Genomic DNA, 15,965 nt, shown 5'->3' on the forward strand with positions numbered 1-15,965 from the left:
AAGTGGATGAACATGCCGAACCGGTCCTGACGGAACCAGTTGGTGCGGTCGGCGGTGAAGGGGTCGTCCGACGCGTGGTCGGTGCCGGGGCCCGCGATCCGCGGCGGCTTCGGGGCGGGGGTGGGGGCGTCGGCGGCGGGCGCGGTCGGCACCGCCGTCGCGGCCGGGACGGCCGTGCCCGCGAGGGCGGCGGCGAGGAGCAGGGCGAGTCCAGTGGCTCTGTGGCGCATGGGGCGGCTCCCGATGTTCCTGTTCCCTGGGTTGGGGGGTCGCACGGGAACGTAGGGAGGAATACATCGGATGTCAATGGCTCCAACTCGCATCACCTGGCCCATATTCGACTCCGAGAGCTCGGATCGATCCGATGACTGAGATGCGCCGTGGTGACGGTTAGAAGCAGGGGGCGTACGGGGGAAGAGACCTCCGGTATGCACCGCGCGCCCGCACCCCCATCCGACCGACGGAGCCCGTATGCCCCTGCACCGCCGCACCTTCCTCACCGGCCTCGCCGGCACGGCGGGTGTCGCCGCCGTCGCCTGTTCCGGCGCCACCGCCGACGGCGCGGTCACCGACGGCGCGCCCACGCCGCGCCGCACCGCCGCCGCCGAGGCCGCCCGGCGCCTGCTCCCCCGCCACTGGGACCAGATCGAGTTCAGGACCGCCCCCCGGAAGGCGGGCGGCGAGGACTCCTTCCAGATCACCGGGCGCCCCGGCCGCATCACCGTCACCGCGACCGGACCGGCCACCCAACTCACCGGCCTGCACCACTACTTGAAGCACGTCACGCACGCCAGCATCACCTGGGCGGGCAGCAGCACCGACCACCTCCCCGACCGTCTCCCCGCACCCGAAGCACCCCTCGCAGGAGCGGCCAACACCCCGCACCGCTTCGTCCTCAACGACACCAACGACGGCTACACCGGGGCGTACCACGACTGGGACTACTGGCAGCGCGAGATCGACGTGCTCGCGCTCCACGGCTACAACGAAGTCCTCGTGTACGCGGGCGCGGACGCCGTGTACCACCGCGCCTTCCAGGAGTTCGGGTACTCGGACGACGAACTGCGGTCCTGGATACCCGCCCCCGCCCACCAGCCGTGGTGGCTGCTGCAGAACATGTCGTCGTTCCCGCATCCGGTCTCCCGCCAACTCCTCGACGCCCGCGCCCGGTTGGGCCGCCGCATCTGCGACCGGCTGCGCGACCTCGGCATGACACCGGTCCTGCCGGGCTACTTCGGGACCGTGCCGCCCGGTTTCGAGGCGCGGAACCCGGGCGCGCGGACCGTTCCCCAGGGCGACTGGGTCGGCTTCACGCGACCGGACTGGCTGGATCCGCGCACCGGCCACTTCTCGCGCGTGGCCGCCGCGTTCTACCGCGCACAGGACGAGCTGTTCGGCCCGACCACGATGTACAAGATGGACCTCCTCCACGAGGGCGGAAAGCCCGGCGACGTGCCGGTCGGCGACGCGGCACAGGGCGTCGAGAAGGCGCTGCGGACCGCGCACCCCGGCGCCACCTGGGTGATTCTCGGCTGGCAGCACAATCCGCCGAAGGCCATCACCGACGCCGTCGACAAGAAGCGGATGCTCGTCGTCGACGGCCTCTCCGACCGCTTCCCGAACGTCACCGACCGCGAGTCCGACTGGGGCTCGACGCCTTATACGTTCGGCTCCATCTGGAACTTCGGCGGCCACACGACGCTCGGCGCCAACACCCCCGACTGGGCGGACCTGTTCGAGAAGTGGCGCACCAAGGAGGGCAGCGCGCTCACCGGAATCTCCCTGATGCCCGAGGCGGCAGACAACAACCCCGCCGCCTTCGAGCTGTTCTCGGAACTGGCCTGGCGCAAGGGCGACTTGGACCTCGAAGCCTGGTTCCGCCAGTGGTCGGCCTTCCGTTACGGCGCCGCCGATCCGCACGCGGCGGCCGCCTGGGACGTCCTGCGCCGCACGGCCTACGGAACGACCCGCGCCGACGAGTGGGCCGAGGGCGCCGACGGACTCTTCGGCGCCCGGCCCGACCTCGCGGCGACCTCGGCGGCGTCCTGGTCACCCAAGAAACTGCGTTACGAGGCGGCGGACTTCGAACCGGCGCTCGGCGAACTCCTCGCAGTGCGGGCCGGGTTGCGGACCTCCTCCGCGTACCGCCGCGACCTGCTCGACGTCGCCCGGCAGGCCCTCTCCAACCGCAGCCGCGTCCTGCTGCCGCACATCAAGGAGGCGTACGACGCCGGGGACGCCGACCGCTTCGACCGCCTCACCCGGGAGTGGCTCGCCCTGATCGACCTGCTCGACCGTCTGCTGGCCACCGACTCCCGCCATCTGCTGGGCCGTTGGGTCGCGGACGCCCGCGCGTGGGGCGCAGACCGGGAGGAGCGGGACCGGCTCGCGTACGACCAGCTCTCGCTGGTGACGGTGTGGGGCACCCGCTCCGGCGCCGACGCGGGGCTGCGCGACTACGCGAACCGCGAATGGGCGGGGCTGGTCGGCGGCCTGTACCGGCTGCGCTGGGACCGCTGCTTCAAGGAACTCCGGGCCTCCCTCACCGAGGGGCGCGCCCCCGAGAAGGTCGACTGGTTCGCCGTCGAGGACGCGTGGATCCGGGATCCGGGACGCTTGGCGACCCGCCCGAAGGGCGACACGTACGGCGTGGCACGACAGGTCCAGGCCCACCTGAGCGCCCCTTCTTAAGGGGCCCGGGGAACTGCGCGACAAGCGCCGACGGCCCCGCGGACCGCGGACGGACACCGGCGTCCCCCGAACCGACCCGGCACGGGGGACGCCGCCGACCGCACGCCTCAGGCGCGGGGACACTCCTTCCACGCCACGTGATAGATCGTGCTGATGTCGCCGTCCGTCGAGTCCATCGTCATGAAGCTGGACTTCGCGGGATCGGACGTCCCCAGGTCGACACGCAGCTCCGTGTTGATGTTGAAGTTCCGCTTCACGCCGCACGGCGCCCAGACGAGCTGGGCCCAGTCCGTCGTGTCGGTGGCCTGCCAGTTGTCGTTGTAGACGCCCTTGAACTCATGGCTGATCGCGGCCGTCTGGGGCGAGCCCTGGAAGTAGTACGACGCCTTCTCCGTGCCTTTCGCGCCGGGCTGCAGCGAGGCGTAGCCGCGGTAGTCCGCGCTCGCGATCGCGTACGTGAAGCCCGAGGGGACGTGCACGATCAGGCTGAGCTGACAGTTCCGGCGGAACGCGGTGGGGTCCGCGCCGCCGCCCGCCTTGGCGAGGTAGTCGCTGTAGGTCACGGTGAAGGCCGTGTTGTCCTCGGAGACGGCGACGGCCGCGGTGCCCAGCGGGCAGCCCGATCCGTTCACCGTGGCGACCTCGATCACGATCTTGTCCGGAGGCGGATCCTGGATCGACGTCGTGTCCTGCGCGGGGAGCGTCGAGCCGAACAGCGCCACGAGGGCGCCGCTCAGCAGCAGTGCACCGGCCATGGTTCTCCGTTCCATTTCTGAGGAGGGGGGTTGGAGAAGTGCCTGTGGTGCGTGGAACGCATTGCGGGTGCCTGGAGCGGATTGCGTGAGCGAGGGGATCGTATGGACCAATGGGCCGTGCGGACAGAGCGATGTCCGGCCATTCGGAATCCGCAACTCATCGTGTCTTGACGGGTATACGTCACCCCAGATCTCTGGTAGGAAACCTTCCTAACAGTACGCGGAACGATGAACTCCCCGATCTGGAGGCCCCCATGGAGACCCCCCACATAGGCCCGCGCACCACCCACCCCTCCCGCCGCACCCTGCTCGCCTTCATGGGCGCCGCAGCCGTGGCGGGCCCGCTGCTCGCCACGCAGTCGGCGGGGGCGTCCCAGCTCTCCTCACTGGTCTCGGCCGGCGGACTCGACGACCCGGCGAAGAAGGAGATCGCGATGCAGATCGTCTGCAGCGCGGAGAACTCCTCGCTCGAATGGAAGAAGCAGTATCGATACTGCGAGGACATCGACGACGGCCGCGGCTACACCGCGGGCATCATCGGCTTCTGTTCCGGCACCGGCGACATGCTCGACCTCGTCGAGCTCTACACGCAGCGCAAGCCGGGCAACATCCTCGCGAAGTACCTCCCGGCGCTGCGCAGGGTCGACGGCACCGACTCGCACGACGGGCTCGACCCGAACTTCAAGCCCGACTGGGAGCGGGCCGCCGACACGGACGCGGAGTTCCGCAAGGCGCAGAACGACGAGCGCGACCGCGTCTACTTCAACCCGTCGGTCAAGCAGGGCAAGGCGGACGGCATCGGCACCCTCGGCCAGTTCTGCTACTACGACGCCATCGTCATGCACGGCAACGGCGGCGACTCGACCAGCTTCAACAACATCCGCAAGCGGGCGCTGCGCTCGGCCAAGACGCCGGCCCAGGGCGGCGACGAGGTGACGTACCTGAACGCCTTCCTCGACGCGCGCGTCTGGGCGATGAAGCAGGAGGAGGCCCACGAGGACACCAGCCGGGTCGACACCGCACAGCGCGTCTTCCTGAAGAAGCGGAACCTCAACCTGGACCCGCCGCTGGACTGGAAGGTCTACGGGGACCCGTTCCACATCGGCTAGCCCCGATGCGCGGGGCGCCACCGGCGCCCCGCGCATCCGCGCCACCTCTTGCCTCCCGAAGGTTGAACTGGGTACGGTCCCGGCCAGCTTCCCTTCTACGCGCGTCAACCCCGTCGGCCTGCACCGAGTCGACCTGCACCGAGGTGAGAGATCTCCATGTTCCTCCGTACGACGACCATCGTGCTGACCGCCGCGGCCGCCCTCCTGTCGGCGGGCGGCCTCACGGCGTCCGCGGCGCCCACCGCGGACGGCGGCTGGCAGAGGTTCGGTGCCGACATCAAGTCCGGCATCAGCGGACTCGCCCTCACCGACGGCGGCCGGGCGCGCGGCGCGACCCACGCCCTCGTCGTACGCGACAACAAGAAGCCCGGCGAGAACCGCGTCGCCCGGCTCACCTACCGCGCGGGCACCGGCGCCGACCGCCCCGCCGCCGTGGAGCCGCTCTCCTGGACGGGCACCGCGGAGCCCATAGACCTGGAGGCGATCGAGGCGGTGCCGGGCGCCCCCGACGAGTACGTGGCCCTGGCGAGCCGCGGCCTCGCCTACCACCTGAAAGTGACCGGCACGGAGGCCGAGGTCCTGGACACCTCTCCGCTGCCCGCGATCGCCGACGGCGACGACTACGAGAGCTTCGCGCTGACCGCGCGGCACGGAAAGCTGGCGGCGGTCTGGGCGGACCGGGGCGCGGGCGAGAAGCGTCCCGCGACGCTGCACGCCGCGCCCTTCTCCTTCAACGAGTACGGCGAGGCCGACTTCGGCCCGGTCGCCACGGCCCGCTTCCGCGCGCCCTATCCGACCGGCGACGTCCGGCACGCCTCGGACATCTCCGTCACCGCGGCGGGCCGCCTGATGATCAGCTCGGCCTCCGACGCGGGCGACGACGGCCCCTTCTCCTCGGCGGTCCTCGACGCGGGCAAGCTCTCCGTGAGCCGTTCCGGCAAGGTGCGGCTGTCCGTCGACAAGTCCCCCGACGTGGTGCGGAAGTTCAAGGGATTCAAGATCGAGGCGGTCGAGTGCGCGCCGGGGTCCGGCGGAAAGGCACTGCTCGGCACGGACGACGAGAACGCGGGCGGGTCGGTCAACTCCGCCTCGGTGTGCGGCAAGTAGCGGTGTTACGGTCCTGGCATGTCCGAGATCGAGATACCCCGGGCCGAGGGCCCCAAAGCCGAAATCGACGCGCTGACAGCCGAGTTCTTCGGAGCCTTCGACAACCGGGGCGGCAAGGCCGCCGACGTCGCCCGGATCCGTCGGCTCATGCTCCCCGGCGGTGTGATCGTCGTGACCGGACCGCAGTACGCGGCGTACACCGTGGAGGAGTTCATCGAGCCCCGCGAGCGGCTGCTCGCCGACGGCCGTCTGGTCGAGTTCTCCGAGTGGGAGATCTCGGAACGGACCGACATCGTCGGCGACATCGCGTGCCGGTTCGGCGAGTACGGCAAGGCCGGGGTCCTGGACGGCGAGCCCTTCGAGGGCGGCGGCACGAAGACCATGCAGTTCGTCCGCACCCCGGAGGGCTGGCGCATCGCGGCCTTCTCCTGGTACGACCGGCCCTGACCCGGGCCGGTCAGCCGAGGACCGGCGTGGTCCGGGACGAGGTGATCCGCCAGGTGTTCCCCTCCTTCACCAGTGCGTGCGTGACACCAGTACGTGCGTGAGCCGACCCGACGAGGCGCGCAAGGGGGCCACCGACTCGCCGTCGGCCCCCGGCTGCCGCCGGTCGGAGACGTGCTTGATGCTGGCGACGATCGCCACGTCGTCCCGGACGAAGCGGATGTTCTCCTCCTCCAGCGTGGTGACCACGTCGGCCAGCGGCGACGCCAGGGCCTGCCGCATCGCCCCGGCCAGCGTGTCCCGGCCCGCGACACGGCGCCCGCCGAAGTTCACGACCGTACTGTCGGCCGTGAACAGCGGTATGAACCGCTCCACGTCGTCCTCGAACTCGCCCGCGTCCGCTACTACTTGACGGATGGCGGCGACATCGGCGGCTGTTGGCGTGTCGGTACGCATGGCGGCTCTCCCGTGCAGGTGAGGTAGGGGCGTCCCGGGGCGGATCTCCTGCCCCACGCCCTCGAACATCAAGGGGACTTGAGGTCAAGCGAGGGAGAGGCCGCGACGGGACGCCCCTACCCCCGGTTCGCGTCGTAGCCCCAGCGGGCCCGGCCGTCCCTGCCCATGAAGCACTTCGCGGGACGGCCGTCGAGCGTGGCCGCGAGGGCGCCCACCGGGGCGCAGGAGCGGCCGAAGCCGACCGCGGGGCGGCCGCCGCCTGTGGCGGGGCGGGAGCGGGTGGGAGTCGGCGTCGGCGCAGGCGTGGCCTTGCGTGCGGGCCGGGGCTTGGGCTTGGGCTTGGAGCCAGGCGTTCGCGTGGACGTCGCCTCGGCGGGCGCGGTGACCGTCACCGTCACGGTGGGCGCGACGGCCGGGCGGGTCAGGTCGCCGCCCGTCACCGCGTCGCCGATCGCAAGCACCGAGAGGAGCCCGGAGCCCGAGGCGACGCACCCCAGGGTCAGCTTCTGCCTGCCGTTCATGGGCGGGCCGCCGGTGAGGCCCGGGAGCCGGGGCGGGCCGGGAGGTGCGCTCATCGGCGTACCAGCCGCAGCCCCACCGCGTCCTGCTGCGCCACATCGCTGTCCGTCACGACGTGCAGGGGCACGAACACCACCATCCAGTAGAGGCCGAACAGCCAGCGGCCGGTCAGCGGGAGGAGGCGGGGGCGCCCCGCGTCCGAGGTGCGGACCACGCGCAGGCCCGTCAGCAGCTTGCCCACGCTCGCCCTGGTCAGGCGGGTGAGCAGGGTGTGGTTCAGGAGGGAGAAGCCGAGTGCCGCGCCCAGCGCCGCGGCCCACGTGGCCGGGGACTGCACGCGGACCTCGACCACTCCGTCGGCGACCGTGACGCCGACCGCCGCCGCGGCGGCCAGACCGCACAGGAGGGCGACGGCCGCGTCGACGGCGGACGCCGTGAGCCTGCGGGGCGGGGTGGCCGTCCGGAGCGGTCGGGGCGCCGCCGCGCTCGGCTGCCGGGCAGTGGTTCGGGAGGACTGGGGGATCACGGCGCCTCAGCGTAGTCAGGCCGCTCCGGGGCCCTGCGCGCGGGAGGCCGCGGCCTCAGTGCGTCGCCACCGGCTCGGGTTCGGCACCGGCCGAACCGTCCTTCGTACCCAGGTGGTTGAAGACCAGGTTGAGGGCCACGGCGAGGATGCAGCCCGTCGAGATCCCGGAGCCGAGGACGATCTGCGCCCAGTCGGGGAACGCGCCGTAGAAGCCGTCCGAGAGGGCGGGCGCGAGGCCCGCGCCCAGCGTGACGACCACGATCAGGGCGTTGTCGCCGCGGTGCAGGTCCGCCTGGAGCAGCGTCTGGATGCCGCTGACCGCGATGGAGCCGAAGAGGAAGAGGCTGACGGCGGCCAGGACCGGCATGGGGACGACGGAGATGAGTGCCGCCGCGGCCGGGCTGAGGCCGATGAGGACGAGGATGGCGCCGCTCAGCGCGACGACGAAGCGGCTGCGCACCTTGGAGATCACGACCAGGCCGATGTTCTGGGCGAACGCGCTGGCGTGGAAGGCGTTGAAGAGCGGGCTGAGCGCGGAGCCGAGGGCGTCGGCGCGCAGGCCGCGGGCGATGGTCTTCTCGTCGACGTCCTTCTCGACGATCTTCCCGAGCGCGATCATGTCGGCGGTCGACTCGGTGAGGATCACCAGCATCACGACGCACATCGAGATGATGGCGGGGATGTTGAACTCCGGGGCGCCGAAGTGCAGCGGGGACGGGATGCCGACGGGGTCCGCGCCGTCCAGCTCGGAGAAGTCCGCGAGACCCATCGGTATGGCGAGCAGCGTGCCGAGGACCATCGCGATGAGCATGCTGATCTGCTTGAGGAAGCCGCGCGTGAAGCGCTGCAGCAGGAGCATCGCGAGGATCGTGGCGCCCGCGAGCCCGACGCTCTTCGGCTCCGGTGTGCCGGTCGCCGAGTCGTCGACGATCCAGTCGTACGCGACGGGGATGAGCGAGACCCCGATGAGGGTGATGACGGAGCCCGTGACGACGGGCGGGAAGAAGCGGACGAGGCGTGAGAAGTACGAACTGACCAGGAATCCGAAGAGGCTGGAGACGATGATCGCGCCGAAGACGACGGGCATGCCCGCCTCGACGCCGCCCTGCGTCGAGATGATCGTCAGCATCACGCCGACGCCCGCGAACGAGACGCCGTTGACGAACGGCAGCCGTGAGCCGATGAAGTTGCCGATGCCGAGGGTCTGGAGCAGCGTGGCGATGCCCGCCATGAGAAGGCTGCCGCCCATGAGCACGGCCGTGTCGCCCGGGGACATCTTCGCCGCGACGGCCACGACGAGCGGGACGGAGACCGCGCCCGCGTACATGGAGGCGACGTGCTGGAGGCTGGCGACGAGCATGCGGCCCGGCGGCAGGATCTCGTCGACCGGATGGACCTCGGGGGCACCTGCCGCGGCACGGGCGGACTTCGGGTGAGAACTCATGGGTGGCGCTTCTTCCGTCGCGTGACGCCGGAAATCGGCCTCGTTCCGTGGGAGTTCATGAGACGCGGAACGGGACGGACACATCCGACTGGAAAGTAACTTCCGCCATACGGTCGGCGGCGCCACGACGTTACGTCAGTGCACCCCGACAGCGGAAGACCCTGCGGACAACGAGGACTGCACGCGGGACTGCCCTTCGGTGCCTGGTCCCGCGAGACGCTGCATGGGCAGAGTGGGTGTCTCTGTACCTGAGGAGCCCCGTTGCGCGACCACGACCACGCCCGAACGCACGACGCCGCGAAGACGCGGAACGCGGCCCGCAGACCGGCGGCCCCCGCCGACGCCCCGCTCCAGCGGCTCCTCGCCCTGCAGGGTTCGGCGGGCAACGCGGCCGTCGTCCAGATGCTCCGCAGGAACGGGCAGCCCGCGGGCCAGGAGCAGCACCAGCACGGCGCAGGCTGCGGCCACGGGCAGAACGAACAGCCCGTGGTGCAGCGTGCGGGCGGCCAGGACCCGATGGCCATGGAGATCGACCAGCTGGACTTCTCCGACGCCGAGGAGCTCTCGGACGGGGGCACCGACTCGGAGGCCGACGAGTGGGACTTCCCGTCGTTCTCGGCCGAGCGCGACAAGTACCCGCGTGCCACCACGCCGACTCCCCAGGCCGCGGCGGGTTTCGGGGACAGCACCTACGGCATCGACCCCGGCAAGGTGAAGTCGATGCGCGAGGACAGGAAGCAGGGGCGCGACGTGCCGCCGCTGCGCTACCGCAAGGACAACGAGCCCCTGTACCGCTGGGACGGCAGGACGCCCGACCAGATCATGGGCAAGGGGTTCAAGCCCTGGAACGAGAAGCTGCCTGCCAGCCTGCGGCACTATCAGAAGCTCCTGCAGAGGACCGGGTTCGTCAGCACCACCCGCTCCCCGGGCGGGTACGTGCCCGACTGGGCGCGGCAGCCGGACGGGAGCGGCTGGCGGTACGTGATCCACGCGCCCGGCGGCATCGACCTGGTGGACACGCTGGGGACCACGTCCTTCGCCCAGCAGCAGGAAGTCATCTTCTGGAAGGGCATCCAGGCGGGTTACGTCGTCCGTGCCGAGCTGTGCGACGCGGGCGGCAACGTCATCAAGGTCGTCAAGAGCGGCGGCGACGACGCGATGGACATCGACTGAGCGCTGCGTCGGCCGAGCACTGCCGGGAAAAGAGCGTTCCCTCGCGCGGGACCTGACCGCGCGAGGGAACGGCGTGGTCGAGCCGTGAGCCGTAACCGGGCCCTCAGTGCGCCACCGCCTCGCTCTGGCCCTTGCCCTGACCCGGCACGCGCGTCTCGGCGATCTCGCCGCCCGGCTCCATCGGTGCCGTCACGTCGTCCTCGTCGCGGCCCTTGCCGATGTGGTTGAAGACCAGATTCAGCAGCACGGCCGCCACACAGCCGGTCGAGATGCCCGAGTCGAGGATGATCTTCGCGGTCTCCGGGAACGCGTGGTAGAACTCCGGCGCCGCGATCGGGATGAGGCCGACGGCGAGCGAGACGGCCACGATCAGCACGTTGTTGTCCTTCTCCAGGTTCGCCTTGACCAGCGTCTGGATGCCGCTCGCCGCGACCGAGCCGAAGAGGACGACACCGGCGCCGCCGAGCACCGGGCGCGGCACGACGGCGATGAGCGAGGCGGCCATCGGGCACAGGCCCATCAGGACGAGGAACCCGCCGCCGACGGCGACCACGTAGCGGCTGCGGATCTTCGTCATCGCGACCAGGCCGATGTTCTGCGCGAAGGCGCTGCACATGAAGCCGTTGAAGAGCGGGCTGACGGCGGAGCCGAGGGTGTCGGCGCGCAGACCCGCGGCGATGGTCTTCTCGTCGGCGGGACGGCCCACGATCTCGCCGAGGGCGAGCATGTCGGCGGTGGACTCGGTCATCGAGACGACCATGACGACACAGAGCGAGACGATCGCGGCCGCCGCGAACTGCGGTGCGCCGAAGTGGAACGGCGTCGGGAAGCCCACGATGTCCGCGTCACCGACCGGACCGAAGTCCGTGACGCCGAACGGGATCGCGATGAGCGTGCCGAGCACGAGGCCGAGCAGGACCGCGATCTGCTTCACAAAACCGGTGGTGAAGCGACGCAGCAGCAGGACGATGACGAGCGTGATGCCGGCGAGGCCCAGGTTCTTCATCGAGCCGTAGTCGTCGGCGCCGGGGACGGGCCCCTGCGCCCAGCCGAAGGCGACCGGCATCAGCGAGATGCCGATGAGGGTGATGACCGTGCCGGTCACGACCGGCGGGAAGAAGCGGATCATCTTCGAGAAGAACGGGGCGGCGATGAAGCCGAGTACGCCCGCCACGATCACCGCGCCGAAGATGAGGGGCAGCGCGTCGTCCTTGTTGTCGGTCGACTCGACGACCGCGAGCATCGGCGCGACACCGGCGAAGGTGACGCCGTTGACGAACGGCAGCCGGGCGCCGATCTTCCAGAACCCGAGGGTCTGCAGGAAGGTGGCTAGGCCCGCCGTAAAGAGGCAGGCGCCGGTGAGGAAGGTGAGGTCCTTGGCCGAGAGGCCGATGGCTGCGCCGACGATGAGCGGCGGCGCGACGACGCCCGCGTACATGGCCGCCACGTGCTGGAGGCCGGTCGTCGCCATCTTCAGGGCGGGGAGCTTCTCGTCGACGGGGTGTATCGCTCCGTCGACGCCTATGGACCCGTCGCCATCTGGGTCCTGGGCGGCACCTGGGCCGGTGCCTGGGGTGGTGCCTTGCTTGGTGAACCTGGGCTGAGTGGCCACTGTGGCTCCTCCGGTTGTTTTCCGGTCCCGGCGGGGCCGCCGGCACTTTTCGCTTCTGGGAGGTGATGCATGGTGCAAGGACTTGCTCGGTATGCAGTTGTGGGAAATGCGCCCAGGTAGTGCTGACCGCCCCGGGAACGCGAAGCTTTGGGCCGCGTTCCGGGGCGGCACTTGAGCAGCCCGCTCGGCTGCTCAAGTCCGGTCAAGGGCCGTCCCCCTCGACCGGAGTTCTCGGGTTCAGCTCTCGGCGGCGATGCGCGCGAGGCGCTGGGCCTGCTCCCGGGTGGAGCGGGCGATGGCGTCCTCGTCGGCGTGCAGCAGGGTGCCGTTCTCGACGACCGGCTTGCCGTTGACGAGGGAGAGCGTGACCGGCGCGGCCGCACCGAAGACGATGGCCGTCACCGGGTCGGCGATCGAGGAGTGTCCGATGCCGTCGATCTTCCAGAGCACCAGGTCGGCGAGCTTGCCCGCCTCGAGGGAGCCGATCTGCGTGGCGCGGCCGAGGACCTGCGCGCCGCCGTACGTGCCGAGGCGCAGGGCCTGACGGGCGTTCAGGGCGGCTTCCCGGTGGGCGCCGAGGCGGTTGATCAGCAGGGCGTTGCGCAGCTCGGTGTGGAGCTCGCCGGACTCGTTGGACGCGGTGCCGTCGACGCCGAGGCCGACGGGGACGCCCGCCTTGAGCATGTCGGGGACGCGGGCGATACCGGCCGCGAGCCGCGCGTTGGAGGACGGGCAGTGCGCGACGCCGGTGCCGGTGCGGGCGAAGGCGGCGATGTCGGAGTCGTTCATGTGGACGCAGTGCGCCATCCACACGTCCTCGCCGAGCCAGCCGGTGGACTCGAAGTAGTCGGTCGGGCCCATGCCGAACAGCTCGTGGCAGAACTTCTCCTCCTCGACCGTCTCGCTGCCGTGCGTGTGCAGGCGTACTCCGAGGCGGCGCGCCAACTCGGCTCCCTGCTTCATGAGTTCGGTGGAGACGGAGAAGGGCGAGCAGGGCGCGACGGCGACCTGCGTCATCGCGTCGAAGGACGCGTCATGGTGCTTCTTGACGGTCTCCTCGGTGGCGGCGAGCGCGCCGTCGAGGGTCTCGACGGCGAAGTCCGGCGGCAGGCCGCCGTCCTTCTCGCTGCGGTCCATGGAGCCGCGGGCCAGGGTGAAGCGGACGCCCATCTCGGAGGCGGCACGGATGATGGAACCGGAGAGGTCGCCAGAGCCCTGCGGGAAGACGTAGTGGTGGTCCATGGCGGTGGTGACACCGCCACGGGCCATCATCCCGAGCGAGCCCTGCGCGGCCGCGTACGTCATCTGCTCGTCGATGCGCGCCCACGTCGGGTACAGCGCCACCAGCCAGTTGAACAGGTTGTGGTCGGTGGCCAGGCCCCGGGTGATCCACTGGTAGAAGTGGTGGTGCGTGTTGACCAGGCCGGGGGTGACGAGGTGGCCGGTGGCGTCGACACGGCGTACGACGTTCTCCAGGCCCTCGGGGGCCTGGCCGGCGCCGATCGACTCGATCTTGTTGCCCGCGACGACGACGTGGCCGGACGCGTACTCGGTGTCCTGGGCGTCGACCGTCGCGATGGCGGCGTTCTCGATGACGATGCGCTCTACGGCGCCGTTGGGGTTTGCCGAGGTTGCCATGGTGCTTCCTTACTGTGTGTGGCAATGGGGGTCCCCCTGCTCATCAAGAGCTTGGGGGAGGGCACGGCATGACCCTAGGAAGATTTGAGTGCCGCGGCGGTGGAGCCACGGGTGCCGAGATGGTGGAAGAAGAGGTTGAGCGTGACCGCGACGAGCGCACCGGCGCTGATGCCGGAGCCGAGCACGGTCTGCGCCCAGGCGGGGAAGTCCGCGTAGAAGGTGGGCGCGGCGAGCGGGATGATGCCCGCCCCGAGCGCGACGGCCACCAGGATGATGTTGGAGCTGTCGTCGAGGCCCGCCTCGGAGAGCGTACGGATGCCGCTGACCGCGATGGAGCCGAAGAGGACGATGCCCGCACCGCCGAGGACCGGCATGGGGACCACGTTCACCACGGCGCCGAGCACCGGGAAGGCACCGAGCACGATGAGCGCGCCGCCCGCGACCGCGACGACGTAGCGGCTGCGTACGCGGGTCAGCGAGACCACGCCGACGTTCTGGGCGAAGGCGGAGGTGGGGAAGCCGCCGAAGACGGGGCCGACCAGGGTGGCGATGCCGTCGGTGCGCAGGCCGCGGGTGATGGTCTTCCCGTCGGTCTTGCGCTCGCAGATCTCGCCGAGGGCCAGCATCCCGGCCGCCGACTCGGTCATCAGGACCAGCATCACGATGCAGAGCGAGAGGATCGCGGCGGGCTGGAAGACGGGGGCACCGGAGGCGAACGGCGTGGGCAGGGCGGCCAGCGGGGCCGTCTGCACCGAGGTGAAGTCGGCCATGCCGAACGGGATCGCGGCGAGCGTTCCGATGAACATGCCTGCCAGCAGGGCGACTTGCTTGAGGAAGCCGCGTCCGAAGCGCTGGAAGAGCAGGATCACGACGAGCGTGAAGGCGGCGAGCGCGAGGAACCTCATGTCGCCGAAGTTCGGGTCGGTGTCGTCGCCGCCCTGCGCCCACTTCACGGGCACGGGCATCAGCGTGACGCCGATGAGCGTGATGACGACGCCGGTGACCAGCGGCGGGAAGAAGCGGAGCAGCTTGCCGAAGAAGGGTCCGACGGCGAGGCAGAAGACGCCCGCGACCATCACCGCGCCGTAGATCGCGGGGAGTTGGTCGCCCTTGGCGTTGGTCTCGGCGATGGCGAGGATGGGCGCGATGCCCGCCGAGGAGGCGGCGTTCACGAACGGCAGGCGGTTGCCGACGAAGCCCTTGACGCCGAGGGTCTGCAGGATGGTGGCGAGACCGGCGATCAGCAGCCCGGCGGCGATGAGCCGGGTCTGGGCCACGGTGTCCAGGCCACAGGCCTGGCCGATGATGAGCGGAGGGGTGACCACGCCCGCATACATGGCGGCGATGTGCTGGAGCGCGGCGGGGACGAGCCGCGAGGGGTGGAGCTTCTCATCCACCGGATGACAGGCGGCAGTTGACTCGCTGTCAGCTATGTCCGATGGGGTGGAACATGGACCTTCTGCTGGGTCCTTAGCAGGCTGTGCCATTGCGGATGTTCCCTCCGGTGTGGCGCGCCCCCGCTTGACGTAGGCGGGGCGGGGGCGCGCATCCCGCGTCAGAGGTTGGTCATGTCGACCGGGATCTTCGGCTCGACGCCGTCCCGCAGAATCGTGGCCTCGATCAGGCCGTAGGGGCGGTCGGCGGCGTAGTAGACGGCTCCGTCCTTGGCGGCGTTGTCGAGGCCGAAGGGCGAGAGGTCCTGACGGAAGTGGTGCTTGTTGGGCGCGGAGAAGCGGATCTCGTCGATCTCGCTGCGGTTGTTGATGACCCGCGAGCCCATTTGGTACAGCGTCTGCTGCAGGGAGAGGGAGTAGGTCTCCACGAAGGCGTGCAGGATGTGCTTCTTCGCCTGCTCGTACGACCGCTCCCAACTCGGCATGCGCTGCTCGTCGTTGGTCCAGTTGTGCCGCCACCAGGTGGACAGGGAGGTGGCGAGGATGCGGTCGTAGTCCTCTTGGAGGGTCGTGTACTTGTCCTTGATGTAGCCCCAGAACTCGGAGTTCGTGGAGTTCATCACGGTCAGGTCCTTCAGACCCGAGAGGACCTCGAAGTTCTCGCCGTCGTACGTGATCTGGGCGAGCCGCGTCTCCTGGCCCTTGCGGACGAAGGAGTGCTTGACCTCGTCGGCGCCGATGAACTTGGAGTTGGTGTCGGAGCCGCCGATGCGCTCCCAGGAGTACTCCTCGATCCGGATCCGCGCGCGGTGGATCGAGGGCTGGCTGTCCACGAAGTGCCGGGCGAGGTGGATGCCGTACTGCTCGGCGGACTCGATGCCGTATTCCTTGGCGAACGCGAAGCAGGTGTTCTTCGTCGTGTCCGTCGGCAGGCAGTTGGCGTTCGAGCCGTTGTAGTGGACGTCGTCCAGGTCGCCGGAGAGGGCGACGGAGACGTTCAGGTCCTTGATGTGGTGGGTGTCGCCGTCCCGCGTGATCTTTACGACCCGGTTCTCAGCCTTGCCGTACTGGTTCTGTCCCAGAATGGTGGGCATGTC

At 70.2% G+C, this 15,965-nt stretch carries 14 protein-coding genes and 1 pseudogene; 5 read left to right on the forward strand and 10 right to left on the reverse strand.

The features are described from left to right. Nucleotides 1-230 (reverse strand): annotated as a pseudogene (locus AOK03_RS34575) (alpha-L-fucosidase); the annotation flags it as partial. Nucleotides 231-471: 241 nt separating this feature from the next. Here AOK03_RS34575 and AOK03_RS34580 point away from each other — a divergent pair. Then, the gene (locus AOK03_RS34580) at nucleotides 472-2,691 is read left to right on the forward strand and encodes an alpha-N-acetylglucosaminidase (RefSeq protein ID WP_055569342.1); all 2,220 of its coding nucleotides are present in this window, start codon (nucleotides 472-474) and stop codon (nucleotides 2,689-2,691) included. Between the two features lie 107 nt (nucleotides 2,692-2,798). Here the strand turns inward: AOK03_RS34580 and AOK03_RS34585 are convergent, their stop codons facing one another. Continuing rightward, entirely contained in the window at nucleotides 2,799-3,446 is a 648-nt protein-coding gene (locus AOK03_RS34585) for a DUF4360 domain-containing protein (RefSeq protein ID WP_055569343.1), read from the reverse strand. A gap of 254 nt (nucleotides 3,447-3,700) precedes the next feature. On the opposite strand from AOK03_RS34585, the gene AOK03_RS34590 reads away from it, so the two are divergent. From AOK03_RS34590 to AOK03_RS34600, 3 genes are all read left to right on the forward strand, one after another. Next, nucleotides 3,701-4,555, forward strand: coding sequence for a chitosanase (locus AOK03_RS34590; protein WP_055569344.1), 855 nt, complete (start codon nucleotides 3,701-3,703; stop codon nucleotides 4,553-4,555). Between the two features lie 156 nt (nucleotides 4,556-4,711). Continuing rightward, a complete protein-coding gene (locus tag AOK03_RS34595; protein WP_055569345.1) occupies nucleotides 4,712-5,662 on the forward strand; it encodes a hypothetical protein in 951 nt (316 codons plus the stop codon). Nucleotides 5,663-5,680: 18 nt separating this feature from the next. Next, complete coding sequence (locus AOK03_RS34600) at nucleotides 5,681-6,109, forward strand: nuclear transport factor 2 family protein (RefSeq protein ID WP_055569346.1); 429 nt, start codon at nucleotides 5,681-5,683, stop codon at nucleotides 6,107-6,109. Between the two features lie 66 nt (nucleotides 6,110-6,175). Here AOK03_RS34600 and AOK03_RS34605 read toward each other — a convergent pair whose 3' ends face one another. The 4 genes from AOK03_RS34605 to AOK03_RS34620 form a co-directional block, all read right to left on the reverse strand. Then, the gene (locus AOK03_RS34605) at nucleotides 6,176-6,562 is read right to left on the reverse strand and encodes an SgcJ/EcaC family oxidoreductase (protein WP_244177863.1); all 387 of its coding nucleotides are present in this window, start codon (nucleotides 6,560-6,562) and stop codon (nucleotides 6,176-6,178) included. A gap of 116 nt (nucleotides 6,563-6,678) precedes the next feature. Next, nucleotides 6,679-7,137, reverse strand: coding sequence for a hypothetical protein (locus AOK03_RS42915; protein ID WP_055569347.1), 459 nt, complete (start codon nucleotides 7,135-7,137; stop codon nucleotides 6,679-6,681). Next, the gene (locus AOK03_RS34615; protein WP_244177864.1) at nucleotides 7,134-7,607 is read right to left on the reverse strand and encodes an RDD family protein; all 474 of its coding nucleotides are present in this window, start codon (nucleotides 7,605-7,607) and stop codon (nucleotides 7,134-7,136) included. The genes AOK03_RS42915 and AOK03_RS34615 overlap by 4 nt, the downstream gene beginning before the upstream one ends. Nucleotides 7,608-7,662: 55 nt before the next feature. After that, nucleotides 7,663-9,051, reverse strand: a complete 1,389-nt coding sequence (locus AOK03_RS34620) for a nucleobase:cation symporter-2 family protein (protein WP_055569348.1) — start codon at nucleotides 9,049-9,051, stop codon at nucleotides 7,663-7,665. Nucleotides 9,052-9,312: 261 nt separating this feature from the next. Between AOK03_RS34620 and AOK03_RS45265 the strand changes: the two genes are divergently transcribed. Next, nucleotides 9,313-10,224, forward strand: a complete 912-nt coding sequence (locus AOK03_RS45265) for a scabin-related ADP-ribosyltransferase (protein WP_055569349.1) — start codon at nucleotides 9,313-9,315, stop codon at nucleotides 10,222-10,224. A 103-nt stretch (nucleotides 10,225-10,327) separates the two neighbouring features. Here AOK03_RS45265 and AOK03_RS34630 read toward each other — a convergent pair whose 3' ends face one another. From AOK03_RS34630 to pucL, 4 genes are all read right to left on the reverse strand, one after another. After that, a complete protein-coding gene (locus AOK03_RS34630) occupies nucleotides 10,328-11,695 on the reverse strand; it encodes a nucleobase:cation symporter-2 family protein (protein WP_055569365.1) in 1,368 nt (455 codons plus the stop codon). Nucleotides 11,696-12,073: 378 nt separating this feature from the next. Then, nucleotides 12,074-13,474, reverse strand: a complete 1,401-nt coding sequence (locus AOK03_RS34635; protein WP_055569350.1) for an 8-oxoguanine deaminase — start codon at nucleotides 13,472-13,474, stop codon at nucleotides 12,074-12,076. Between the two features lie 74 nt (nucleotides 13,475-13,548). Continuing rightward, nucleotides 13,549-14,961 carry a nucleobase:cation symporter-2 family protein gene (locus tag AOK03_RS34640; protein WP_055569351.1) on the reverse strand — a complete coding sequence of 471 codons (1,413 nt, stop codon included), beginning with the start codon at nucleotides 14,959-14,961 and terminating at the stop codon, nucleotides 13,549-13,551. A 68-nt stretch (nucleotides 14,962-15,029) separates the two neighbouring features. Beyond that, nucleotides 15,030-15,962 carry a factor-independent urate hydroxylase gene (pucL, locus tag AOK03_RS34645; RefSeq protein WP_055569352.1) on the reverse strand — a complete coding sequence of 311 codons (933 nt, stop codon included), beginning with the start codon at nucleotides 15,960-15,962 and terminating at the stop codon, nucleotides 15,030-15,032. Nucleotides 15,963-15,965 lie beyond the last annotated feature (3 nt).

The sequence above is a fragment of the Streptomyces atriruber genome (assembly GCF_001418325.1).
GTDB classification, from domain to species: Bacteria; Actinomycetota; Actinomycetes; order Streptomycetales; family Streptomycetaceae; genus Streptomyces; species Streptomyces atriruber.

What these genes read in the sequence shown, in the direction of transcription:
- AOK03_RS34580 (WP_055569342.1), top strand. Translation starts at nt 472, where the DNA reads ATGCCCCTGCACCGCCGCACCTTCCTCACCGGCCTCGCCGGCACGGCG.
- AOK03_RS34585 (WP_055569343.1), bottom strand. Translation starts at nt 3,446, where the DNA reads ATGGCCGGTGCACTGCTGCTGAGCGGCGCCCTCGTGGCGCTGTTCGGC.
- AOK03_RS34590 (WP_055569344.1), top strand. Translation starts at nt 3,701, where the DNA reads ATGGAGACCCCCCACATAGGCCCGCGCACCACCCACCCCTCCCGCCGC.
- AOK03_RS34595 (WP_055569345.1), top strand. Translation starts at nt 4,712, where the DNA reads ATGTTCCTCCGTACGACGACCATCGTGCTGACCGCCGCGGCCGCCCTC.
- AOK03_RS34600 (WP_055569346.1), top strand. Translation starts at nt 5,681, where the DNA reads ATGTCCGAGATCGAGATACCCCGGGCCGAGGGCCCCAAAGCCGAAATC.
- AOK03_RS34605 (WP_244177863.1), bottom strand. Translation starts at nt 6,562, where the DNA reads ATGCGTACCGACACGCCAACAGCCGCCGATGTCGCCGCCATCCGTCAA.
- AOK03_RS42915 (WP_055569347.1), bottom strand. Translation starts at nt 7,137, where the DNA reads ATGAGCGCACCTCCCGGCCCGCCCCGGCTCCCGGGCCTCACCGGCGGC.
- AOK03_RS34620 (WP_055569348.1), bottom strand. Translation starts at nt 9,051, where the DNA reads ATGAGTTCTCACCCGAAGTCCGCCCGTGCCGCGGCAGGTGCCCCCGAG.
- AOK03_RS34630 (WP_055569365.1), bottom strand. Translation starts at nt 11,695, where the DNA reads ATGGCGACGACCGGCCTCCAGCACGTGGCGGCCATGTACGCGGGCGTC.
- AOK03_RS34635 (WP_055569350.1), bottom strand. Translation starts at nt 13,474, where the DNA reads ATGGCAACCTCGGCAAACCCCAACGGCGCCGTAGAGCGCATCGTCATC.
- AOK03_RS34640 (WP_055569351.1), bottom strand. Translation starts at nt 14,961, where the DNA reads ATGGCACAGCCTGCTAAGGACCCAGCAGAAGGTCCATGTTCCACCCCA.
- pucL (WP_055569352.1), bottom strand. Translation starts at nt 15,962, where the DNA reads ATGCCCACCATTCTGGGACAGAACCAGTACGGCAAGGCTGAGAACCGG.